16 protein-coding genes, 1 tRNA gene and 12 pseudogenes are annotated in these 23,165 nt (G+C 38.3%); 14 read left to right on the top strand and 15 right to left on the bottom strand.

What is annotated here, in order from left to right; all coding sequences use genetic code 11:
* Nucleotides 1-86: 86 nt before the first annotated feature.
* Both rpiA and serA read left to right on the top strand, forming a co-directional pair.
* The gene (rpiA, locus tag AYJ55_RS16565) at nucleotides 87-752 is read left to right on the top strand and encodes a ribose-5-phosphate isomerase RpiA (RefSeq protein WP_063657307.1); all 666 of its coding nucleotides are present in this window, start codon (nucleotides 87-89) and stop codon (nucleotides 750-752) included.
* 488 nt (nucleotides 753-1,240) lie between these two features.
* Nucleotides 1,241-2,482: a phosphoglycerate dehydrogenase gene (gene serA / locus AYJ55_RS16560; RefSeq protein WP_063657306.1), complete on the top strand. Its 1,242-nt coding sequence runs from the start codon at nucleotides 1,241-1,243 to the stop codon at nucleotides 2,480-2,482.
* An 86-nt stretch (nucleotides 2,483-2,568) separates the two neighbouring features.
* Here serA and AYJ55_RS16555 read toward each other — a convergent pair.
* The 4 pseudogenes from AYJ55_RS16555 to AYJ55_RS16545 form a co-directional block, all read right to left on the bottom strand.
* A pseudogene (locus AYJ55_RS16555) lies at nucleotides 2,569-3,542 on the bottom strand (IS701 family transposase).
* A gap of 219 nt (nucleotides 3,543-3,761) precedes the next feature.
* Nucleotides 3,762-3,962: pseudogene (locus AYJ55_RS36205) on the bottom strand (IS701 family transposase); the annotation flags it as partial.
* Nucleotides 3,953-4,372 (bottom strand): annotated as a pseudogene (locus AYJ55_RS29450) (SNF2-related protein); the annotation flags it as partial. The pseudogenes AYJ55_RS36205 and AYJ55_RS29450, both read right to left, overlap by 10 nt.
* Before the next feature lie 13 nt (nucleotides 4,373-4,385).
* Nucleotides 4,386-5,126: pseudogene (locus AYJ55_RS16545) on the bottom strand (IS982 family transposase); the annotation flags it as partial.
* Nucleotides 5,127-5,184: 58 nt separating this feature from the next.
* Here AYJ55_RS16545 and AYJ55_RS16540 point away from each other — a divergent pair.
* Both AYJ55_RS16540 and AYJ55_RS33425 read left to right on the top strand, forming a co-directional pair.
* A pseudogene (locus tag AYJ55_RS16540) lies at nucleotides 5,185-5,746 on the top strand (transposase); the annotation flags it as partial.
* Nucleotides 5,747-6,316: 570 nt separating this feature from the next.
* Nucleotides 6,317-7,386, top strand: a pseudogene (locus AYJ55_RS33425) (IS3 family transposase); the annotation flags it as partial.
* Nucleotides 7,387-7,404: 18 nt separating this feature from the next.
* Here AYJ55_RS33425 and AYJ55_RS16525 read toward each other — a convergent pair.
* The gene (locus AYJ55_RS16525; RefSeq protein ID WP_063653499.1) at nucleotides 7,405-7,893 is read right to left on the bottom strand and encodes an IS630 family transposase; all 489 of its coding nucleotides are present in this window, start codon (nucleotides 7,891-7,893) and stop codon (nucleotides 7,405-7,407) included.
* Complete coding sequence (locus AYJ55_RS16520) at nucleotides 7,862-8,227, bottom strand: IS630 transposase-related protein (protein ID WP_063653415.1); 366 nt, start codon at nucleotides 8,225-8,227, stop codon at nucleotides 7,862-7,864. The genes AYJ55_RS16525 and AYJ55_RS16520 overlap by 32 nt, the downstream gene beginning before the upstream one ends.
* A gap of 147 nt (nucleotides 8,228-8,374) precedes the next feature.
* Between AYJ55_RS16520 and AYJ55_RS29440 the strand changes: the two are divergent.
* The 3 genes and pseudogenes from AYJ55_RS29440 to AYJ55_RS16510 form a co-directional block, all read left to right on the top strand.
* Nucleotides 8,375-8,809 (top strand): annotated as a pseudogene (locus tag AYJ55_RS29440) (transposase family protein); the annotation flags it as partial.
* 232 nt (nucleotides 8,810-9,041) lie between these two features.
* The gene (locus AYJ55_RS16515) at nucleotides 9,042-9,941 is read left to right on the top strand and encodes a transposase family protein (RefSeq protein WP_063653812.1); all 900 of its coding nucleotides are present in this window, start codon (nucleotides 9,042-9,044) and stop codon (nucleotides 9,939-9,941) included.
* On the top strand, nucleotides 9,904-10,752 hold the full coding sequence (locus tag AYJ55_RS16510) for a transposase family protein (RefSeq protein ID WP_187153294.1): 849 nt from the start codon (nucleotides 9,904-9,906) through the stop codon (nucleotides 10,750-10,752). Before AYJ55_RS16515 ends, AYJ55_RS16510 begins: the two co-directional genes overlap by 38 nt.
* A gap of 119 nt (nucleotides 10,753-10,871) precedes the next feature.
* Here the strand turns inward: AYJ55_RS16510 and AYJ55_RS16505 are convergent.
* A pseudogene (locus tag AYJ55_RS16505) lies at nucleotides 10,872-11,492 on the bottom strand (helix-turn-helix domain-containing protein); the annotation flags it as partial.
* A gap of 120 nt (nucleotides 11,493-11,612) precedes the next feature.
* Entirely contained in the window at nucleotides 11,613-12,065 is a 453-nt protein-coding gene (locus AYJ55_RS16500) for a super-infection exclusion protein B (RefSeq protein ID WP_063657300.1), read from the bottom strand.
* Nucleotides 12,066-12,364: 299 nt separating this feature from the next.
* Here AYJ55_RS16500 and AYJ55_RS16495 point away from each other — a divergent pair, with 299 nt between their 5' ends.
* A complete protein-coding gene (locus tag AYJ55_RS16495) occupies nucleotides 12,365-12,622 on the top strand; it encodes a hypothetical protein (protein ID WP_063657299.1) in 258 nt (85 codons plus the stop codon).
* Nucleotides 12,623-12,638: 16 nt separating this feature from the next.
* On the opposite strand, the gene AYJ55_RS16490 is transcribed toward AYJ55_RS16495, so the two are convergent.
* Nucleotides 12,639-13,130: a CCDC90 family protein gene (locus AYJ55_RS16490; protein WP_063657298.1), complete on the bottom strand. Its 492-nt coding sequence runs from the start codon at nucleotides 13,128-13,130 to the stop codon at nucleotides 12,639-12,641.
* Nucleotides 13,131-13,672: 542 nt separating this feature from the next.
* On the opposite strand from AYJ55_RS16490, the gene AYJ55_RS33420 reads away from it, so the two are divergent.
* A complete protein-coding gene (locus AYJ55_RS33420) occupies nucleotides 13,673-14,041 on the top strand; it encodes a hypothetical protein (RefSeq protein ID WP_063657297.1) in 369 nt (122 codons plus the stop codon).
* A 696-nt stretch (nucleotides 14,042-14,737) separates the two neighbouring features.
* Here AYJ55_RS33420 and AYJ55_RS16480 read toward each other — a convergent pair.
* Nucleotides 14,738-15,901 (bottom strand): annotated as a pseudogene (locus AYJ55_RS16480) (IS3 family transposase).
* A gap of 72 nt (nucleotides 15,902-15,973) precedes the next feature.
* Nucleotides 15,974-16,126, bottom strand: a pseudogene (locus AYJ55_RS26605) (helix-turn-helix domain-containing protein); the annotation flags it as partial.
* Nucleotides 16,127-16,603: 477 nt separating this feature from the next.
* Between AYJ55_RS26605 and AYJ55_RS30945 the strand changes: the two are divergent.
* From AYJ55_RS30945 to AYJ55_RS16465, 3 genes and pseudogenes are all read left to right on the top strand, one after another.
* Nucleotides 16,604-16,771, top strand: coding sequence for a hypothetical protein (locus AYJ55_RS30945; RefSeq protein WP_187153273.1), 168 nt, complete (start codon nucleotides 16,604-16,606; stop codon nucleotides 16,769-16,771).
* Between the two features lie 305 nt (nucleotides 16,772-17,076).
* Nucleotides 17,077-17,847, top strand: coding sequence for a transposase family protein (locus AYJ55_RS16470; protein WP_063657295.1), 771 nt, complete (start codon nucleotides 17,077-17,079; stop codon nucleotides 17,845-17,847).
* A gap of 407 nt (nucleotides 17,848-18,254) precedes the next feature.
* Nucleotides 18,255-19,375 (top strand): annotated as a pseudogene (locus AYJ55_RS16465) (tyrosine-type recombinase/integrase).
* A 25-nt stretch (nucleotides 19,376-19,400) separates the two neighbouring features.
* Here AYJ55_RS16465 and AYJ55_RS16460 read toward each other — a convergent pair.
* A tRNA-Arg gene (locus AYJ55_RS16460) sits at nucleotides 19,401-19,477 on the bottom strand.
* 187 nt (nucleotides 19,478-19,664) lie between these two features.
* Between AYJ55_RS16460 and folD the strand changes: the two genes are divergently transcribed.
* Together folD and AYJ55_RS16450 are read left to right on the top strand one after the other, a co-directional pair.
* Nucleotides 19,665-20,537 carry a bifunctional methylenetetrahydrofolate dehydrogenase/methenyltetrahydrofolate cyclohydrolase FolD gene (folD, locus tag AYJ55_RS16455; RefSeq protein ID WP_063657294.1) on the top strand — a complete coding sequence of 291 codons (873 nt, stop codon included), beginning with the start codon at nucleotides 19,665-19,667 and terminating at the stop codon, nucleotides 20,535-20,537.
* An 8-nt stretch (nucleotides 20,538-20,545) separates the two neighbouring features.
* Nucleotides 20,546-20,758, top strand: a complete 213-nt coding sequence (locus tag AYJ55_RS16450) for an RNA-binding S4 domain-containing protein (RefSeq protein ID WP_063657293.1) — start codon at nucleotides 20,546-20,548, stop codon at nucleotides 20,756-20,758.
* 203 nt (nucleotides 20,759-20,961) lie between these two features.
* Here the strand turns inward: AYJ55_RS16450 and AYJ55_RS26600 are convergent.
* The 3 genes and pseudogenes from AYJ55_RS26600 to purE form a co-directional block, all read right to left on the bottom strand.
* Nucleotides 20,962-21,081, bottom strand: a pseudogene (locus AYJ55_RS26600) (ogr/Delta-like zinc finger family protein); the annotation flags it as partial.
* A 442-nt stretch (nucleotides 21,082-21,523) separates the two neighbouring features.
* Nucleotides 21,524-22,612, bottom strand: a complete 1,089-nt coding sequence (purK, locus tag AYJ55_RS16445) for a 5-(carboxyamino)imidazole ribonucleotide synthase (RefSeq protein ID WP_063657292.1) — start codon at nucleotides 22,610-22,612, stop codon at nucleotides 21,524-21,526.
* Nucleotides 22,609-23,139: a 5-(carboxyamino)imidazole ribonucleotide mutase gene (gene purE, locus AYJ55_RS16440; RefSeq protein WP_063657291.1), complete on the bottom strand. Its 531-nt coding sequence runs from the start codon at nucleotides 23,137-23,139 to the stop codon at nucleotides 22,609-22,611. Before purE ends, purK begins: the two co-directional genes overlap by 4 nt.
* Between the last annotated feature and the right edge of the window lie 26 nt (nucleotides 23,140-23,165).

The following is a 23,165-nucleotide window of genomic DNA, read 5'->3' as shown; positions in this document are numbered from 1 at the left end:
TATTTTTCCAATCGATAGCTGGGGAAATTCCGTTATACTAATTAATTAGTAGGTTTTAGCAATAAGAAATAATAAGGCAACTAATTATGACACAGGATGAATTAAAAAAAATGGTCGGCTGGGCTGCTTTGGAATATATCAAACCCGATATGGTGGTTGGTGTTGGAACAGGCTCTACCGTTGCGCATTTTATTGATGGCTTAGCGACACAAAAGCATTTAATTAAAGGTGCAGTCTCAAGTTCTGTTGCTTCTACGGACAAATTAACCGCGTTAGCCATTCCTATTCTTGATAGTAATGATGTGGATGGTGTTGATATTTATATTGATAGTGCTGATGAATTTAATCCAGATCTAATGATGATCAAAGGGGGTGGCGCTGCTTTGACGCGTGAAAAAGTCATCGCTGCAATGGCTAAGCAATTTATCGCTATAGCTGATAAATCTAAGCAAGTTGATATTTTAGGTAAATTTCCATTACCCGTTGAAGTGATTCCGATGGCGCGCGCTTATGTCGCTCGTCAATTGGTAAGGTTAGGAGGCATGCCAGAATATCGGCAAAATGTGGTTACTGATAATGGCAATGTCATTCTTGATGTTCACAATTTAAAGATCCTCGATCCGATCTACCTTGAAAATAAAATTAATGCGATTGCCGGCGTAGTAACGGTAGGGTTATTTGCCAATCGCCCAGCAGATATTATTTTGCTGGCAAAGCCAGCTGGAGTGAACAAATTAACAGCTAAAAGCTAATTATTTGGTGGTTTTTAAAGCGCTGATCGGTTATTAAGGTAGTACTTATTGCCTCGATTAAATTTATATTTTTTTACTATCAAATTTAGTGAGTTATATCATAATAATTGATTTAGTATGACACGAGTTTCTCACCAATAAAAAAACGCTCTATTTTTAAGTTTAATTCAGCATAATATATAAATAGAAAAAACCTTATAAATTAAAAGCAACTTATTGTAATTTAAACAAATTTATACGTTTTAGTAACTTACAAATTAACCATTGCTTTTAAGCCATTTCTGGAATTTTATATGCCTGTGCGAAACTCGTGTATGATAAAAATCTTATTTTTGCCTCTTAAATTTTCTTTTTGTTCGTTATAGCGTTTTGGTTGAGATTTATTTCGTTGCTTGGGTAAATGATAGTATTGCTACTGGGAAAATTTTTGTTATGTTTGTATGAACAAAATAGGTGATAGCCGTAATCTTAATGATAGGATGGGGTAAATGGTTAATGTATCTTTACAAAAACAGAAAATTAAATTTTTGCTTTTAGAGGGTGTGCATCAAAGTGCAATTAATAATTTGCGGGCAGCAGGCTATGACAATATTGAATATCATGAAGGTGCATTATCAACAGAAGAATTAATCGCAGTGATCCCTGATGTCCACTTTATCGGTATTCGTTCCCGTACCTATCTTAGCGAACAGGTTTTAGTCGTGGCTGAAAAATTGATTGCAGTCGGTTGCTTTTGCATTGGCACCAATCAAGTTGATATTCAATCTGCGGCTAAGCGGGGCATTCCAGTTTTCAATGCGCCATTTTCCAATACACGCTCTGTGGCAGAAATGGTACTTGGCGAATTACTGTTGCTTTTACGTCGTATTCCAGAAGCGAGCATGAAAGCCCATCGTGGAATATGGAATAAACAAGCCAAAGGAAGCTATGAAGCACGGGGTAAGAAATTAGGTATCATTGGTTATGGTCATATTGGTACCCAATTAGGTATCTTAGCTGAAAATATTGGAATGAATGTTTATTTCTATGATATTGAAAATAAGTTACCGCTAGGTAATGCTTGCCAAGTTCCTACTATGACCGAATTACTCAATATGGGTGATGTAGTTAGCTTACATGTTCCTGAAACAGCGAGTACTAAGAATATGTTTGCCAAGGAACAACTAACCTTGATGAAACCCGGCGCGATTTTGATCAATGCTTCACGTGGTAGCGTAGTTGATATCCCTGCCTTAGCTGAGGCATTAAAAAGTCAGCATATCTCAGGTGCTGCAATTGATGTATTTCCTAAAGAACCAGCCAGTAATGGTGATCCTTTCAGCTCACCGTTAATAGGTTTTGATAATGTTATTTTAACCCCTCATATTGGTGGCTCAACGCAAGAAGCACAGGAAAATATTGGTTCTGAAGTGGCTAATAAGTTAGCAAAATATTCTGATAATGGCTCTACTTTATCGGCGGTCAATTTCCCTGAAGTTTCATTACCTATCCATACTGACGATACTAATCGTTTATTACATATTCATGAAAATCGTCAGGGGATGTTAAATCGTATTAATCAGATCTTTATGGAAGACGAGATTAATATAGCGGCACAATATTTGCAAACCACCGGCAATATTGGTTATGTTGTGATTGATATTACATCACAACCGGCAACGACGGCAAAAAGTTTATTACAAAAACTAAAATCTTTACCTGGTACGATCCGGACACGCCTTCTTTATTAAATTAATAAATTTTACTAATTTACTTTTTTTCAATAGATTGCCCGTTAAGGCGGGCTAATTTTTATTTACACGAGTTTCGCACAAAACTAATTTAGGTACGCTAATAAAACACGGATGTGCTCAGTAATGGCATTTTTGATTACGTCCCAATTTTGTTGATAAAGGGTTATTTTTTCAGATATACGACGTTTATGTTGTTCAAACCACGCAGAAATTGCGAGAAAAATATGATTTCTTTGCGCTCGGCTCGTGCGAGCCTGACAGCGTTCAATACCACAATTTTATTTAACTTCTCAATGATAAACTTCAACAGACCAACGGGCATCCATGATAGATTTGACGTATTGACGGGTGGGATTGTCTTTGTTTGTTACTCTGTAATCAATACGGCCGTTTTTGGCTGTAAATTTGAAAACAGTCACCCAAGCGTAGCCTCGTAAGTGTATTGGAGTTCCTTCTTCTGAGATGTCTAACTTGTTCAGTTGTTTGTTATGGTTAACAATCCTGTTTTTCCTCAGCGTGGTTACCCAGCCCCAACCATGAGAGCGAATTGATTTCAGATTATCCAGGCTAGAATACCAGGCATCCATCACTACCGCTTCTGGTATGATCCCTCTTTTTTTAGCAAGAGCGAGCATTTCGGAAAAGTGCGTGTTTTTTGTTTTTCCATCAGAATCTTTATCATAAATACGATAATCAATAGGAATTGATTCAACAGTTGTTAGATTATACCAAAGTAAATTAACTAAACCTATGCCAGCAATAACATCATGTTCATTACCTGAATATTGATAATGGACCATCTTTATTTTTTTACTACGTGTTTTGGCAATCAATGTATCATCGGCAATTAGTACGCAAGGACTTTTTTTGTCTATAGAAGGTTGAACTAATCGCCATAGGTCTTTAGCTCGAAAACATCTACTTTTAGCCATCGACTAATAGTGTCATGAGATAAAGGCGATGGGCTTACTTCTGATAACGCCAAACCAGAGTATCTTACACTGCTTACTTGTAAGGATGTTTTATAGATATTTTTAATGCATGGATAACCGGACAAAATATGAACACCCTAATTTTTTCTTGTTTTGAACTTTATACTTCTTTTTTGGAGATTGCGAAACTCGTGATTTATTGTTTATTAACATGTCTATTTTACAACAGATGAATATTTCTATAATTAATAACTTATTTATTAATATATTTAATTTAACATATTTTATTTGTGAATATAAATACAACCAATTTATTCTATTTTATACACGAGTTTCGCACAAAACTAATTTGGGTACGCTAATAAAATACGGATGTGCTCAGTAATGGCATTTTTGATTACGTCCCAATTTTGTTGATAAAGGGTTATTTTTTCAGATATACGGCGTTTAAGTTGTTCAAACCACGCAGAAATCGCGAGAAAAATATGATTTCTTTGCGCTCGGCTCGTGCGAGCCTGACAACGTTCAATACCACAATTCGTTCGCCTTGGTCAACAAACCACGCTTGCCCCCATAAGTCCATTAGGCCATTGGGTGAAGGCGTACCTGTCAAATTCACCCAGCGATGAATAAAATTTATGGGCCATTTTGGCGAGTGCTGCGGTGCGTTTACCGCCTTTGCGTAACCGGAATAATTTTAATCGGGTGCTCTCATCGCGGCGATAATTGTGCCGAAAGGCCAACTGTCCCCAAGGATATCAACCAACCAGACGAGATTGTCATAATTGACAGTAAATACACTGGCATGGGTATTTTTGAGTGCAGCCATCCGTGCTTTGGCGGTGCCAATGATGGGTTGCACTTCAATATTATGCAGGTGGTTCCATTTAAGCGCTTCATCCGGCCAAGTGGATTGCGCTACCCGTAAAGGGGCTAATACAACCTGAGTTCGGGATAAGCATTATCAATTATGCTTGAAGAGATGTTCCTGCCACCGGTATCTTTGGTTTAGATGGAATTAAACAATATGCAACCAGCCTGGCTAATAAATTCACTACAAAGTTAGCAGGAGAGCGGTGCCGCGTATGCGCTATCTGACAAAGATTTTTTAACTCATCAAATACCGTTTCAATGACAGAACGATGACGCAAGATGGCTTTGTCGAAACAAGTCTGTTCAACAGGCTTCATTTTCTTCTTGATATTCGTTATAAGGTTAATTCCCATTGTTTTCAGTTGCTGTTTCAGTGAAGCCGATAAATACCCTTTATCCGCATACAAATAACCAGAAAGATCTTTTATCAGCTCAAGTAATGGTTTCCGATCATCTGTGTTTCCTGGTGTAAGTCGAAAACTGAGTATTTCCCCCAAATGATTGATAATTACATGAAGTTTGAAACCAAAGAACCAACCTGTTGAGGTTTTTCCTCGTTCAGCTATTCCATCGAAGACTTTATGCCGGCGGATCCGTAAGTTATCACACACAGCTATCGGAATAGAATCGGCAACCGACAGACCCGTGCACTTTCCCTTAATTGACTCAAACAGTGCCGTTAAAGCTAAGGCACTGCGCGGAAGTAACTCTACGCAGCGTGAATATGATGGCAAGTTAGGAAATTCCTTCCTGAGATATAAACGGACATAATAGAGATAAAATACCTTGAATTGTCTGAATCGGAGTTGATGAAACAAAACAACCAGTGTCATCATTGGTAGTGTTCAAAAATCTGTGTCATATCTTAAACTTAAAAAAAAAGAGGTATGACATATGAGAAATCAATCAGTTAATTTTGATGAAGCGTTGAAGCAATTACAATCAGGTAAAAATTTACTCGGTACGGATGGAATACTCACACCACTCATAAAACAGCTGACCGAAGCTGCCCTGCAGGCAGAAATAGAACACTACCTATCGACAACGTCAATCGATACGCGTAAAAATGGCTATACTCGAAAAACGGTTAAATCGACATCAGGTCAATTTGAACTGAAAACGCCCAAAGACAGGTCAGGTGCTTTTGAGCCTCAGCTCATTAAGAAAAATCAGACAAAATTATCAGAGAATATTGATAACAAAATCCTATCGTTATTTGCATTAGGCATGAGTTATCGTGATATTCAAAAACATGTTGCAGAATTATATGGACTGGAAATATCAGATGGAGCTATTACGCATATTACTGACAAATTACTCCCTGAATTAAAAGCCTGGCAACAACGCCCTCTGGAGGCGCTCTACCCTTTTGTCTGGCTCGATGCCATTCATTACAAGATAAAACATTAAGGCAATCTACACAGGGCATAAGGAATTGTTAGGACTCTATATGTCACGGGTTTCGCACAGGAATATAAAATTTCAGAAATGGCTTAAAAGCAATGGTTAATTTGCAAGTTACTAAAACGTATAAATTTGTTTAAATTACAATAAGTTGCTTTTAATTTATAAGATTTTGTCTATTTATATATTATGCTGAATTAAACTTAAAAATAGAGCGTTTTTTTATTGGTGCGAAACTCGTGCTTAGTTCATGTATAAGAAATTAATACCCGAAATGGTTACTCATTAACCTGCGCCATGATGGAATCCTTTTTATTTTCTTCTAAATTTTGCCAAAATTATGTTGAAGGTTGAGATAAGGAACGGAATAGACGGTTAAAAAACGATTAATTATTGATCAATTTTGAACAAAAGGATAGATCTACCCTGTCGTGAGTTTTTATCGCCACCGCAAACAAGCCAGATCATGGTGACGTGTCATAAGTTCTTTACGATTCAATCCAAAATTCATTCCTGCGAAAAGTAATTTTTTCCCACATAAGAGACAAGTGTAGTGGCATACTAAATTTGGCCACCTAAGTTGAGGTGATATGCTTACCTCATAATTTTTATAGGTGCCGAAATGAGTAAAATAATTACTGCTGAATTTAAATGTGAAACCGCCAAATTAGTCCTTGACCAAAATTACACCTACCAGGAAGCCGCGAAAGGCATGAACGTCAGTCTTTCAGCGATTAGCCGGTGGGTAAGAGCCCTTCGTTTAGAACGTCAAGGGAAAACATCGCCTGGTCTGCCATTAACACCTGAACAAATTGAGTTCAGAGAAATGAAGAAAAAAATCCACCGGCTGGAAATGGAGAATGACATCTTAAAAAAGGCTACTGCGCTCTTAATGTCCGACTCACTGAAAAATTTTCGGTAGTTGAAAAGCTAAGAGTGCTTTATCCGGTGAAAACTTTGTGTCGTATTTTTAATGTTCACCGAAGCAGTTATCGCTATTGGTGTCGGCCTAAGGAGCTAGATATTGAGCGGACGATAAAACGTAGCCTAGTCAGCGAAGCGTGGAACGTTAGTGGCGGCTCTGCTGGCGCAAGGACTATCGCCACGATGGTTACCAATACACACAACGTGAAACTTGGGCGGTGGCTAGCGGGTAAGTTGATGAAAGAATTAATCATCGTCAGTTGCCAAGAGCGAAAACATAAATACAACCGCGGTGGAAATGAACGTATTGATATTCCAAATCTGCTCAATAGGCAGTTCGCTGTTACAAAGCCTGACCAGGTTTGGTGCGGCGATGTAACCTATATTTGGACAGGCTCACGATGGGCCTATCTGGCTGTGGTATTGGATTTGTTTGCCCGAAAACCGGTGGGCTGGGCAATGTCATTTGCACCAGACTCAGAATTAACCGCCAAAGCACTACAAATGGCTTGGGAACTACGTGGGCATCCCAAACAGGTGATGTTCCATAGTGATCAGGGAAGTCATTATACCAGTCGTCAGTATAGGCAGGCATTGTGGCGTTATCAGATGACCCAAAGTATCAGTCGCAGAGGGAATTGTTGGGATAATAGTCCGATGGAACGATTCTTCCGTAGTCTGAAGACCGAATGGGTGCCAACGACTGGCTACCAAAGCTTTAGTACTGCTCAGTCAGCCATTATTCGCTACATAACCCACTACTATAGCTAGGCGACTTAATTTTGATTACAGCATATGTATTAAAAACAGGTCATCGATAGTGCATCCTGTTTCCATCTTTTTACGTTTAGCTTGAGACCATTTATGTTCTATAGGATTTAAATCTGGTGAATACACAGGCAAATATTCTATCTGGTGTCCTGCGTTTATAATTGCCTGTTCAATATTCTTACCTTTGTGAAAGCTAGCGTTGTCCATAAAAATAACAGAATTTTCAGGAAGTTCTGGGAGCAATATTTTTGTGATCCAAACATAAAAAACATCACGATTAATATTGCAATCAAATAATCCGATAGCAAAAAGGGTTGTTCCCAATAAAGCGCCAATAACATTTGTTCTTCCCTTAGCACCCCAGTTTTTCAGGCCAAAACAACGGTGACCTTTTGGGGAATAGCCGTGAGTTCGTGGAGTGTCATGTGAAAAACCACTTTCATCAATAAAAACAACAGATTTATCTTTTTTTTCATACTGTTGTCTTTTTTGCTGATGTGCCAGCCTGTCGCTTTCGTTGGTTTTTGGATGGAATAGAGTTTTTTTTATAGGTTAATCCCAGCTTTTTAAGGGATTGCCAAATAGTCTTTTTACAAACACCGAATCGCTCTGCCCGTTCCTTTTGGTAAGCATCTGGATACTGTTCCACATCTTTTGCTAAAGCATTTTTATCGAGCTTCCTCTTACGTGGCGTTGAATTTTTTGGCTCTGGTCGTTTAAGCCAACGTACTAAAGACGCTTTTCCAATACGGAATTGTTTCGCAGTTTCTCGAATTGTTAAACCTTCGGCTTTCCTTACAGATATTACTTTACGTCGAAAATCAATTGTATAACTCATAACACACCTTGTAATCAAAATTAAGTCGCCTAGCTATATAGCGATATAAGACCTCACTGGTATAACGGTGGATTAACGCCAAACGAATCAGAGCGACTGTTCCGTGAACAGTCAGGTAGGGTGGCCAATTTTAGTTGACCACTACAGATAGACGCTTTAATTAATCAAAATCGACGGGTGCCTAACGTAAAAAATAGAGTAGATGAACAGATTGAAAGCGCTGTAGTTGAGTATGCGATTGAATACCCTGCACACGGTCAACACCGCAGTAGTAATGAACTAAGAAAAAAAGGCATTTTTGTTTCGGGGAGTAGCGTTCGCTCTATTTAGCTGCGCCATAATCTCGATAATTTTACAAAACGCCTAAAAGCGCTTGAAGATAAAATCGCAACAGAAGGAATTATCCTGTCAGAATCACAAATCAGTGCTCTAGAAAAGAAAGCGCAAGATGATGAAGCCTGTGGTGAGATTGAAACAGCGCATCCAGGTTATCTGGGTTCACAAGATACTTTTTATGTCGGTCATTTAAAAGGCGTTGGTCGTGTTTATCAACAAACTTACATTGATACTTACAGTAAAGTCGTTCATTAAAATAGTTGCTGAATAGAGAGTTGCATTTTTTGTCACGCTATAGACAATAATAAAGAGGTTTAACTTAGAAAATAACGGTTTGAAATGATCAACAAAGAGCGGTTGTTACGAGATAATCGTTTATGTAAAGCAATCATTAAAATAGTTGCTGAATAGAGACTTGCATTTTTTGTCACGCTATAGACAATAAAAAGAGGTTTAACTTAGAAAATAACGGTTTGAAATGATCAACAAAGAGCGGTTGTTACGAGATAATCGTTTATGTAAAGCAATCATTGGATTATCAGTCGAAGAATTGAAAAATTTAGCCGCTGAATTTTCAGCTTGTTATTTGATTTATCGGAAAAAGAATCGAAAAGATCACGAGCGGCAGATGGGTGCAGGGCAGAAAGGATTTATCCCAACCCCATTAGATAAACTGCTTTTTATTTTATTGTATTTAAAATGTTATCCGACCTATGATTTGCAAGGACTTCTTTTTGGTTTAGATAGAACACGGGTATGTCGCTGGGTAAAAATATTATTGCCGGTTTTAGAGATGACCTTGGGGCGAGAATGTGTTTTGCCCGCTCGTCAAATTCGCTCTGCTGAGGAATTTTTTCGCGCCTTTCCTGGAGTTAAAGACGTCTTTATTGATGGGACAGAGCGACCTGTCCAAAAGCCTAAGAATCTGCGTCGGCGAAAAAAAATGTATTCGGGAAAGAAAAGACAGACCACTCGAAAAGGGCTTATTATGACTGACGAAACGAGGAAAATTGGATTTATCCCCATGATCAAAAATGGGCGCCGTCACGATAAACGCTTACTCGATAAAGTCGATATAATTCGCCATATTCCCCCTGAGGTAACCATCTGGGCCGATACCGGTTTTCAAGGTATAGATAAACAGCATCCTAATACACAAATCCCAAAAAAAGGAACTCGAAAAAGACCTTTATCGCCTGAACAAAAACAAGAAAATAAAATAATCTCGGGCATCCGTATTACGGTTGAACACGCCATCGCGGGTATCAAGCGCCTCGGTTGTATGACCCAAATTTTACGGAATCGTAGACCCTTTATTGATGATACCTTTTTACTCCTTAGTGCCGGTCTTTGGAATTTCCATCTCAGAACAGCCTAAAATTTACTTCAATCACCGAAATACCCTTATTTCACTATTAAGCAACACGCTTATTGGATTATCAGTCGAAGAATTGAAAAATTTAGCCGCTGAATTTTCAGCTTGTTATTTGATTTATCGGAAAAAGAATCGAAAAGATCACGAGCGGCAGATGGGTGCAGGGCAGAAAGGATTTATCCCAACCCCATTAGATAAACTGCTTTTTATTTTATTGTATTTAAAATGTTATCCGACCTATGATTTGCAAGGACTTCTTTTTGGTTTAGATAGAACACGGGTATGTCGCTGGGTAAAAATATTATTGCCGGTTTTAGAGATGACCTTGGGGCGAGAATGTGTTTTGCCCGCTCGTCAAATTCGCTCTGCTGAGGAATTTTTTCGCGCCTTTCCTGGAGTTAAAGACGTCTTTATTGATGGGACAGAGCGACCTGTCCAAAAGCCTAAGAATCTGCGTCGGCGAAAAAAAATGTATTCGGGAAAGAAAAGACAGACCACTCGAAAAGGGCTTATTATGACTGACGAAACGAGGAAAATTGGATTTATCCCCATGATCAAAAATGGGCGCCGTCACGATAAACGCTTACTCGATAAAGTCGATATAATTCGCCATATTCCCCCTGAGGTAACCATCTGGGCCGATACCGGTTTTCAAGGTATAGATAAACAGCATCCTAATACACAAATCCCAAAAAAAGGAACTCGAAAAAGACCTTTATCGCCTGAACAAAAACAAGAAAATAAAATAATCTCGGGCATCCGTATTACGGTTGAACACACGCCATCGCGGGTATCAAGCGCCTCGGTTGTATGACCCAAATTTTACGGAATCGTAGACCCTTTATTGATGATACCTTTTTACTCCTTAGTGCCGGTCTTTGGAATTTCCATCTCAGAACAGCCTAAAATTTACTTCAATCACCGAAATACCCTTATTTCACTATTAAGCAACACGCTTTTTGTTGTGCAAAGCTTACAATGAACGACTTTACTGTAAGTATCAATGTAAGTTTGTTGATAAACACGACCAACGCCTTTTAAATGACCGACATAAAAAGTATCTTGTGAACCCAGATAACCTGGATGCGCTGTTTCAATCTCACCACAGGCTTCATCATCTTGCGCTTTCTTTTCTAGAGCTCTGATTTGTGATTCTGACAGGATAATTCCTTCTGTTGCGATTTTATCTTCAAGCGCTTTTAGGCGTTTTGTAAAATTTTCGAGATTATGGCGCAGCCAAATAGAGCGAACGCCACTCCCCGAAACAAAAATGCCTTTTTTTCTTAGTTCATTACTACTGCGGTGTTGACCGTGTGCAGGGTATTCAATCGCATACTCAACTACAGCGCTTTCAATCTGTTCATCTACTCTATTTTTTACGTTAGGCACCCGTCGATTTTGATTAATTAAAGCGTCTATCCCACCATCGTTAACAAGTTCCTGGTAGCGATAAAACGTATCTCGGGATACCCCCATAATCTTACAGGCTTTTGAGACGTTATTAAGCTCTTCAGCGAGGTTAAGTAACCCGACTTTATGTTTGATACATAGAATTACCTTTTATTTAATTATCTAATGATGTTAATTAAAACCGGTAACGCTCTTTTTTAAATCAGAATTGTCAGATTAAGTCAAGATTAATACAAATAATACTCATTAATTTTATACTGATTTTTATCTTGCTGATAGTAATGTGCCCAAATCAATCATGATCCCTTTTTGAACTAATTTTTCCATCAACGGGTTATTCCTATTGAATTTATTTACTGGTCGCTTCAAATCTAAAAACAGACAAATAAAGTCTTTCTCATCATCCGTTAATTGGTCTATATATTTTTCGGCTTTACGCTTATATATCCAATTTAACAGTGAGTAATAAAAAGGCTTTATAAAATTGTAGGTAGCACCGAGAATGGAAGCTATAACATAGCTAACACAAAATAATAGAATGTAGAACATCCAATAACTTGGAATAATTTCAGGATTGTAAAAATTTATCCATTCTTTTATCTGTGCTGGTGTAATAATTATTAAGATTATCAAGATAATAAGCATATAAATCAATCGGTTTAGTGTTATTCCTTGCAGGAAAAAACGAATAAATTCCTGCCACCAAGTGTTGTTCATAGGCTTAATTTTCTCACTCTGTAAGGGTGAGATTATTTTAGCTTATTTCTCACTGTAGGGGTACAGGAGAAACCACTGCCGCCTGAGGTGGCTAAATAATCAGGCCATCAAATTAGTTTCAGGATGTGTGAATGCGGCTCTGCGCTCGTGGGACAGTCAACACACTATAAATTATCTTTCAAAAATAACTAAATATAGTTTGATTGCGTTTACCCGTCCGTGATGACTGTAATCGGACACCAAGAGGCACTTGGCACACATCCTAACTTTTCAGCAAATGTTAACAAGGAGTACACATAATGAGATTGGACTATCCACGCATTGTAACGGCAAAGCATCCCAATATGGGTAATCTGGTTGGGATTACTAATGGTAGTCGTAATTTAAGCGACTCAAGATACTTAAGCAGTATTAATATATGGAATGATGGCGACAGAGAAACACGCACTTTCAAAGAAATTATACAGTGCTTAACAAAAGAAAATAAGCGTCTTAAAAAAGAGAATTTAAGACTCATGAAGATATATCGCGAAATTGGCGGGCTGTGCAGGACTTGAACCTACAACCGAGAGATTAGAAGAATTTGAGTATTGCTGTTGCAGCACTAATAGTCACAACGATTACACCACCAAGTTTTAAAAGTAGTCCAGTAGCAATAGTTTCAACATCTTTACGAATCAACGCTATTTGGCCATCTGTTTTTTCGAAACGTAAATTCATCTCAGCCGATAAGTCTTTACGAACATCAGCTATTTCAGCTGATAAGTCTTTACGAACATCAGCTATTTCAGCCGATAAGTCTTTACGAACATCAGCTATTTCAGCCGATAAGTCTTTACGAACATCAGCTATTTGAGCGTCAGTTTTCTCGAAGCGAGCATCAACTTTATCAAATCTAGCTTCTATTTCTTTGCGAACATCGTTTAAATCTCTTTTGGTGGCTACATCAGCAACCTCATGTGACTTACGTACAGCAATAGAAATTGCTTTTGCCTGCTCTTTTGGCAAACCTGCATTCTCTAATGTTTCGACAAATTCTTGTGTATCAAATGCAACCTGACCCATAGTAAATCCTCCTTTTGGGGAAGTATAACGGGTTTAGGGTTCAATCTGCAAAATCTTTCATCAATTAACTTTGAGGAATTTCTACATGCAAAATTTAATCAACATCGAAACAAAAAACATCAATGGTGAATTAATCCAGACGGTTAATGCCCGTGATTTACATACTTTAAGCATGTTGCTCAATAGTGAAATAAAGTTGCTTAAAATAAAAACAAGTTAGATACATCTAAAAAATACAAAAATAGTTTATTTTTTAATCTTACATAGGTTATTTTTAATGCAAAAATTGATGATTTTATCATCATCGGCTGGTTTTTTTGTAAGTCATAATTAATTTTGCTATTGAGCAACAGGCTTTTTTTTGGAAAGTAAGCAAGACTTTTCTACATGGATAAAAAAGCGAATTTCAGATTAGGGATTTGTTGAAAATATCGACTATATAGTTTTCCATAATTCTGTGGAAAACTCCTTCGGAGGCTGTTCGGCAAAGGAATATCAAATTTCACTCGATATGGCAAAAGAGCTATCAATGGTTGAGCGCAATGAAAAAGGTAAACAGGCCAGACAGTACTTCATTGAATGTGAAAGACGAATTTTACAATCACAATTACCCAATTACCCAATTACCCAATTACCCAATTACCCAATTACCCAATAACCCAACAACTTTAGGCTTACCCAATTTCCTTGACCCTGCTGAATCTGCGATTGCCTGGGCGGAGCAGCATAAAAAAGTTCAACTGTTAGGTGTACAGGTTCAACAACTTGAAACAGAACGGGATTGCCTTAAAAATCTCTTCAAAGAAGGCATGACCCCTACCCAATTTAGCAAAATGCTTAATGGGGTGAATATTCCACGAGTTTCGCACAGGCATATAAAATTCCAGAAATGGCTTAAAAGCAATGGTTAATTTGCAAGTTACTAAAACGTATAAATTTGTTTAAATTACAATAAGTTGCTTTTAATTTATAAGATTTTGTCTATTTATATATTATGCTGAATTAAACTTAAAAATAGAGCGTTTTTTATTGGTGCGAAACTCGTGTATTCAACAGATAAATCAATTCCTTGCTGAGCGGAAGTGGCTCTACAACGAAAGTTAATCAGGCATACGCTGGCGTGTTGCTTCTTATGCACGGGATAAATATTTAACCGAAAAACAAAACGAAATAAGCCCTCATGGTGCTGACAGATTCATCAGTTATCAACCTGTCTTGCTCAAAAAAGGTGCGCAGCGTCTTTATGATTTATATCTGAATTACAAGCTGCCCATGAAGTTAACCTGGAATGGAACACATACTCATGACAAGTCCATCCAGGGTATTTACCTGAAACACTAATTACTTTTCTCTGTTCAATCTTCAATTAACCAAGAGCTAAAAATATGAACTAGCTTAAACAGCAGGAGCTTCGCTATATCGTAAATAGTGACAGCTTCGTTAGAAAAGACACCATAAAAATTATCCCCCACCTTGCTAATCATCGCGTTGGCAAGCCTCGTTTTACTCTTAGCAAGATAGGAATAACCCATGACCTTGTTTGAATTGACACAGTTGCTCAATGAGCGAAGAAAAAGCAATGAGCTTAACGAGCATAACTATAGTGGTCAACTAAAATTGGCCACCCTACCTGACTGTTCACGGAACAGTCGCTCTGATTCGTTTGGCGTTAATCCACCGTTATACCAGTGAGGTCTTATATCGCTATAGTAGTGGGTTATGTAGCGAATAATGGCTGACTGAGCAGTATTAAAGCTTTGGTAGCCAGTCGTTGGCACCCATTCGGTCTTCAGACTACGGAAGAATCGTTCCATCGGACTATTATCCCAACAATTCCCTCTGCGACTGATACTTTGGGTCATCTGATAACGCCACAATGCCTGCCTATACTGACGACTGGTATAATGACTTCCCTGATCACTATGGAACATCACCTGTTTTGGATGCCCACGTAGTTCCCAAGCCATTTGTAGTGCTTTGGCTGTTAATTCTGAGTCTGGTGCAAATGCATTGCCCAGCCCACCGGTTTTCGGGCAAACAAATCTAATACCACAGCCAGATAGGCCCATCGTGAGCCTGTCCAAATATAGGTTACATCGCCGCACCAAACCTGGTCAGGCTTTGTAACAGCGAACTGCCTATTGAGCAGATTTGGAATATCAATACGTTCATTTCCACCGCGGTTGTATTTATGTTTTCGCTCTTGGCAACTGACGATGATTAATTCTTTCATCAACTTACCCGCTAGCCACCGCCCAAGTTTCACGTTGTGTGTATTGGTAACCATCGTGGCGATAGTCCTTGCGCCAGCAGAGCCGCCACTAACGTTCCACGCTTCGCTGACTAGGCTACGTTTTATCGTCCGCTCAATATCTGGCTCCTTAGGCCGACACCAATAGCGATAACTGCTTCGGTGAACATTAAAATACGACACAAGGCTTTCACCGGATAAAGCGCTCTTAGTTTTTCAACTACCGAGAATTTTTCAGTGAGTCGGACATTAAGAGCGCAGTAGCCTTTTTTAAGATGTCATTCTCCATTTCCAGCCGGTGGATTTTTTTCTTCATTTCTCTGAACTCAATTTGTTCAGGTGTTAATGGCAGACCAGGCGATGTTTTCCCTTGACGTTCTAAACGAAGAGCTCTTACCCACCGGCTAATCGCTGAAAGACTGACGTTCATGCCTTTCGCGGCTTCCTGGTAGGTGTAATTTTGGTCAAGGACTAATTTGGCGGTTTCACATTTAAATTCAGCAGTAATTATTTTACTCATTTCGGCACCTATAAAAATTATGAGGTAAGCATATCACCTCAACTTAGGTGGCCAAATTTAGTATGCCACTACAATCCCACCATCGTTAACAAGTTCCTGGTAGCGATAAAACGTATCTCGGGATACCCCCATAATCTTACAGGCTTTTGAGACGTTATTAAGCTCTTCAGCGAGGTTAAGTAACCCGACTTTATGTTTGATGATAGGATTATTTGTTTGATACATAGAATTACCTTTTTATTTAATTACCTAATGATGTTAATTAAAACCGGTAACGCTCTTTTTTAAATCAGAATTGTCAGATGAAGTTAAGACTAATACATGTAAAGTCATGGCCTGCTGAATCATGGCTACAGGTATACGGTATCAATCTGAAATCATTATTTGCTAATAGCCAAAGTATTCACTAGAAATTGACAGCTATTTGGTATTTCCGCATCACTAAAAAAAAGACCAGCGCAAGACTGGCCAACACCAGGGAAAATGTTGCTGTTAACTAACACACAACGCCAACAATGCTACCATAAATAATTCATAAATGATCACTTTTTTATCAACATTTGCATTCATTTAATCAATAAAGATAAGAATTTTACACTGGTATTTTATCAATAACCGGATAAATATTATGAATAACGGCCATGAATACCGAACAACGTTACATCATGTCAAAGCAGGGTGCAAGTTATTTATCATGGTGAGGTGATGAAAATAATTAGATTGAAGGAAAAAAAATTAACAAACAAAGGACTGATATATCAATTCGATACCGATGGAGAAAGCGGAATATTAACCGGAAATGGCGGTAATAAAATCACTGTCTTAGAAAAAATAGACGACTTACATAAAAGTAAAAGCTGGTATATTTAACAGGAGATGAAGTGAAGTATGACCTGATACTCGCAGACCCACCTTGGCAATACCAAAAAAAGCATCAAACAACGCAGCAAATAAATCCTAATACTCTACCCCGCAAATTATATCCCTAACCTAACAAAGAACGAAGATAACCATTCGTGTTTCGTTATTGATTTTTGTGGGGCAATCAAGCGCCTGAGAATAGTGTGAGTTTTTGGATGAGGAATGTAATAAAATAGTTGCTGAATAGAGAGTTGCATTTTTTGTCACGCTATAGACAATAAAAAGAGGTTTAACTTAGAAAATAACGGTTTGAAATGATCAACAAAGAGCGGTTGTTACGAGATAATCGTTTATGTAAAGCAATCATTGGATTATCAGTCGAAGAATTGAAAAATTTAGCCGCTGAATTTTCAGCTTGTTATTTGATTTATCGGAAAAAGAATCGAAAAGATCACGAGCGGCAAATGGGTGCAGGGCAGAAAGGATTTATCCCAACCCCATTAGATAAACTGCTTTTTATTTTATTGTATTTAAAATGTTATCCGACCTATGATTTGCAAGGACTTCTTTTTGGTTTAGATAGAACACGGGTATGTCGCTGGGTAAAAATATTATTGCCGGTTTTAGAGATGACCTTGGGGCGAGAATGTGTTTTGCCCGCTCGTCAAATTCGCTCTGCTGAGGAATTTTTTCGCGCCTTTCCTGGAGTTAAAGACGTCTTTATTGATGGGACAGAGCGACCTGTCCAAAAGCCTAAGAATCTGCGTCGGCGAAAAAAAATGTATTCGGGAAAGAAAAGACAGACCACTCGAAAAGGGCTTATTATGACTGACGAAACGAGGAAAATTGGATTTATCCCCATGATCAAAAATGGGCGCCGTCACGATAAACGCTTACTCGATAAAGTCGATATAATTCGCCATATTCCCCCTGAGGTAACCATCTGGGCCGATACCGGTTTTCAAGGTATAGATAAACAGCATCCTAATACACAAATCCCAAAAAAAGGAACTCGAAAAAGACCTTTATCGCCTGAACAAAAACAAGAAAATATAAATAATCTCGGGCATCCGTATTACGGTTGAACACGCCATCGCGGGTATCAAGCGCCTCGGTTGTATGACCCAAATTTTACGGAATCGTAGACCCTTTATTGATGATACCTTTTTACTCCTTAGTGCCGGTCTTTGGAATTTCCATCTCAGAACAGCCTAAAATTTACTTCAATCACCGAAATACCCTTATTTCACTATTAAGCAACACGCTTAATGAACAAAACGACTTTAACGCGGCAAGAAGCAGCGAAAATAATAGGAATAAGTGAATACACACTGACTAATTGGTGCAAGCTTGGAATCATTAGTTATCAACGCAAAAATCCGTACAAAAAGAAATCACCTTATTTATTTACAAAAGAAGCTTGTATTGAAGCCGTTGAAAATTCGAACAATACTCTCGCCGAGAGCGAGATTGATGTCATCAGGAGTAAAAAATGTCAATCTTCAAACGTGGTAAAATTTGGTACGGCAACTACTCGACACCGTGCGGAAAAAGAATTAAAGAATCACTTGGCACAGAGGACAAAAAACAAGCTCAGGAGTTACACGATAAACGAAAAACTGAATTATGGAGAATAGCAAAGTTAGATGATTTTCCTAATGTCACATTTGACGAAGCTTGCTTGAGATGGATCGAAGAGAAGGTTAACAAAAAATCTTTAGACGATGACAAAGGTAGACTTAGTTTTTGGCTACTGCATTTCAGTGGTACCCGATTAAAAGATATTACAGAGGCAAAAATATATAGTACTATTAGCAAAATGAAAAGGAATAGAAATACCCGTTTATAAAGAAAAAGAAGTTTCTATCGCAACAAAAGCTAAGCATTTAGCACTACTTAAATCAATAATGAGATCTGCTGAAAAAGATTGGAAATGGATAGAAAAATCACCGGTTATTAAGGTTCCATCGGCTAGAGAAAAACGGATTAGATGATTAGAACCGGATGAAGCAGAAAGGTTAATAAATGAATGTCCTGAACCCCCTTAGATCGACGGTAGAATTTGCGCTTGCAACAGGTTTACGTCGTTCAAATATCATTAATTTAGTATGGTCACAAATTGATATGCAAAGAAAAGTTGCCTGGATAGAGCCAGAAAACAGCAAATCGGGAAAAGCTATAGGCGTAGCTCTAAACGATACAGCTTGCTGTATTCTGACGCGACAATTGGGTAATCATCAAAAATGGGTATTCGTACATACAATGTCAGCAAAACGATCTGATGGCTCACAAACAAATTCGATTAGAAAAATGCGGATCGATTCTAACACCGCATGGAGAGCGGCACTGAAACGAGCCGGAATAGAAAACTTTCGTTTTCATGACCTGAGGCATACCTGGGCTAGTTGGTTAATTCAATCTGGTGTTCCACTTTCAGTTCTACAAGAAATGGGTGGATGGGAATCAGTGGAAATGGTAAGGCGATATGCACACTTAGCGCCTAATCATCTTACTGAACACGCCAAACAAATTGACGGCGTTTTTGACAGATTTAATAGAAAAATCTCAAACCATGTCCCAAAATTGTCCCACTTAAAAATACTAAAAGGCTGAATATCATATAACCCATTGATTTTATTGGCGCGCCCTGTAGGACTCGAACCTACGACCTACGGCTTAGAAGGCCGTTGCTCTATCCAGCTGAGCTAAGGGCGCTTAGAAAAACGCTTATTCAATAATAAAATAATGTCGTTGGATTATACGGTTGCTGAACACTGAGTCAACGTCTTTTCAATGACAAATTATCTATCTGCTCATTTTCTGACTACTAATAAAACTGACAGCATCGCTTTCTTCTGACAAAATAGCAGTATCACAATGTTTTTATGGATTAATGAAATAAATGTCAGCAAAAATTATTGACGGAAAAATGATTTCCGAAACAATCAGACAGGAAATTGCCGAAAAAGTTAAATTGAGACTTTTACTAGGCAAGCGAGCTCCCGGACTTGCAGTCATTTTAGTCGGTAATGATCCGGCTTCACAGATCTACGTAAACAGTAAACGTCGTACTTGTGAAGCGGTTGGTTTTATTTCTCGCTCATATGATTTAGCGGAAAAAACCACTGAGTCTGAACTTTTACAATTAATTGATCAACTTAATAATGACAATGCAATTGATGGCATCCTGGTTCAATTACCACTGCCCAAAACTATTGACTATATCAAGATATTAGAACATATACATCCAGACAAAGATGTTGACGGTTTTCATCCTTATAACATAGGCCGTCTTTGTCAACGTGCCCCAAGACTACGCCCTTGTACACCTCGCGGCATTATTACCTTACTTGAGCGCTACCAAATTAATCTACTTGGTTTAAATGCGGTTATCGTTGGTGCTTCAAATATCGTAGGTCGCCCGATGAGCCTGGAATTACTACTTGCTGGTTGTACAACTACTGTCACCCACCGCTTTACTACTAATTTACGTCAACATATAGAGCAGGCTGATTTGCTAGTTGTGGCTATTGGTAAACCAAATTTTATTCCCGGTGAATTGATAAAACCGGGTGCCATTATTATGGATGTGGGAATTAATCGGCTTGAAAATGGCACAGTTACCGGCGATGTCTGCTATCAAGAAGCACAACAACGCGCTAGCTGGATCACTCCTGTGCCTGGTGGCGTTGGCCCAATGACAGTGGCAACACTCATGCAAAATACCTTACAAGCTTGTGAAGAATATCATGATATTCAAAATACTAACCAATAGGCGATAAAATGGAAATCTTTCATCTAAATGGGCAGCCTTATATTAAATTATGTGATTTATTGAAATTACAAGGTTGGGTGGATAGCGGCGGCGCAGCAAAAGCGCTTATCGCCCAGGGTGATGTAAAAGTTGATGGTGAAATTGAAACCCGTAAACGCTGTAAAATTAGCAAAAATAATATTGTCACTTTAATTAATAGCAGCGTAATAGTTAAAGAGTAATCATCAATTATAAAAAAATATTTAGCAATGCCCCATATAACGGGGCTAACCTTCTGCTTAATTTTTACTTATTTTTAAGTAATGACTTACTGCTTTTAAAGCTAATGAGTGAATATTTCATAATATTATTCTTATCAGATAACAATAGTAAAATTTTCTTCTGTCTCTGGAGCAGAAATTATTCTGGCTAAACATTTCTAATGTTTTAAAGTACAAGAACATCTTATATTTTGACATTGATAATAAGATTCCTTAGTTTTGTTAGTTAAGTAACGGCTCGTTCTAGTATGAGCGGTATTTTTACAAACTGGGCAACGCATCATATACACCCGTTATAAATCTCTACCTTTTACTTCAGTACTAACGCTATTTAAATCAATATCCATTGAAAAATGGAACACCAACTCGTTATACCAAGGTTAGACACGAGTTTCGCACAGGCATATAAAATTCCAGAAATGGCTTAAAAGCAATGGTTAATTTGCAAGTTACTAAAACGTATAAATTTGTTTAAATTACAATAAGTTGCTTTTAATTTATAAGATTTTGTCTATTTATATATTATGCTGAATTAAACTTAAAAATAGAGCGTTTTTTTATTGGTGCGAAACTCGTGTTTATTTCTTATCCCGAACTCAGGTTAACATATACCATGGGTAAATAGGACCAAATATTTGTTGTTGTGCAGGCATTATGACTCCTAAGCAGACAACTATTGCATGAAAACAGTAAGCTTAACAATAAACTGGCTTGTTGTTTTTATTTTCACTCATCGTGTCGTGGGGAATGCATTAATTTTGTGTTTAGCCATCCAATACTATCGTTATATTCACTAGGAAGTAAGGTTTGTATTGTATTTAATGAGTTTTTTATCGCCTGCCGATTGTTACTACACAAATTTAGATGGCCTACTTTGCGCGCTGGACGAACGTCTTTTTGATACCAATGTAGGTGAACTAAAGGTAATGACAACCATGCAGGATTTAATGCTGTACCTATCAAATTAATCATGACTGCCGTAGTGTCTATATTAGGGGTAGGAATTGGTAGATTTGAAATGGCTCGCAGATGGAGTTCAAATTGACTGATAGATGCGCCATTTTGCGTCCAGTGACCGCTATTATGAACACGTGGCGCTAATTCGTTAATTAGCAGTTTATCATTTAAAATAAAACATTCCATTGCCATCACACCCACATAATTTAATTTTGTCATAATGGTCGACAGCATCAATTCTGCCTGAGTTTGCAATTTTTTATCTGGCTGAGGAAAAGCGATACTTGCTCGTAGTATGCCTTCTTGATGCAGATTGTGTGTTAACGGGTAAAAAACACATTGGCCATTTATATTACGTGCACCGACAAGTGAAACTTCTCCTAAAAAAGGAATGGCTTTTTCAACAATTGCTTGGCCATAAATCTTAGCTGGTAGTATTGATAGGTTATCCGGTGTGATACGCCATTGTCCACGGCCGTCATAACCACCAGTACGACATTTAACAATAACAAAATCGCCTAACTCGGTAAATAATTGTGGCCATTGTGTTTGATTGGTAAGAGGTTGCCAGGGAGCCGTCGTTAAGGCTAAAGAATCTAGCAATTGCTTTTGTGGCAACCGGTCGGCCAGTTGCGGAAAGATATCGCGATTAATAAAGCTAGCTTGGCGAGCTAATTCACAGGTAAGCGGAGTTTCTGGCCAGCGCTCAATTTCGGCTGTTATAATGCTGTGTTGATAGGGTATAGTTTCTAATTTATCATCGATACCGATAGGATAGACACTAATACCTAACGGCTCTCCTGCTTGGCGTAACATGCGGCCTAACTGGCCATTACCAAGGACGCAAATCGATTTCATTCCACCTCCCGTGGATCGGGATTGCTTAAGACGTCATTAGTTTGTTTTAAACGCCAGATTGATAAACGCTCATAAAGTTCACTATCTGTACCAGCAAGAAATTGGGCTGCCAGTAATGCCGCATTGGCTGCCCCAGCTTTACCAATTGCAAAGGTAGCCACCGGAATACCCTTTGGCATTTGAACAATCGAATAAAGACTATCAATACCATTAAGTGTCGCTGTTACAACAGGAACGCCAAAAACAGGAACTAACGTTTTAGCTGCTAGCATACCGGGTAAATGTGCGGCTCCACCAGCACCGGCAATGATAATTTGCAATCCTTTTTCCTTTGCTTGTTCAGCAAAGGTGAAGAGTTTGTCTGGCGTGCGATGAGCAGAAACAATTTCTACTTGATAGGGTAGTTCTAGTTCACTAAGTATATCGGCCGCATATTTCATCGTGCTCCAGTCGCTTTTGGAGCCCATTACTATGGCAATTTTGGCTTTAGAATGTGACGGTTTCTGTGCATCAAATTGAGCGATCATTAATTTGTTGCTCCTGGATTTAAGTC

It is taken from the genome of Candidatus Arsenophonus triatominarum (assembly GCF_001640365.1).
GTDB lineage: Bacteria > Pseudomonadota > Gammaproteobacteria > Enterobacterales > Enterobacteriaceae > Arsenophonus > Arsenophonus triatominarum.
The sequence above is the reverse complement of the archived record's forward strand: the minus strand, read 5'-3'. Positions and strand labels throughout refer to the sequence as shown.